Annotated in this window: 1 protein-coding gene; it reads left to right on the top strand. The window is 52.6% G+C overall.

Features of this window, described 5'->3' with window-relative positions; genetic code table 11:
* The coding region (locus tag ACO0KZ_RS20570; protein ID WP_422998671.1) for a hypothetical protein at nt 1-249 on the top strand (249 nt) is incomplete at both ends.

Raw genomic sequence — 249 nt, 5'->3', positions numbered from 1 at the left:
ATGTGATTGTACCGAGTGGTGTGACGGCCTTTACGGTCACCGTGAGCACGATTGATGATACGGTGATTGATTCAGCGTCCCCTGAAACACTGCCTTTAGTGATAGGCGGCGCAACGGGTACCGGCGGTATCTTGGATAATGAAAAGCCGTCGGTGACGAAAGTAGAACCGGGCTTGACAGGAACCGCCGATGACAATGTGACGGAAGGTGCAAACTTAGTCTATACGGTCAGTTTGTCGGCAGCGACCA

The sequence above is a fragment of the Undibacterium sp. Di24W genome (assembly GCF_049340325.1).
GTDB lineage: Bacteria > Pseudomonadota > Gammaproteobacteria > Burkholderiales > Burkholderiaceae_D > Undibacterium.
The sequence above is the reverse complement of the archived record's forward strand: the minus strand, read 5'-3'. Positions and strand labels throughout refer to the sequence as shown.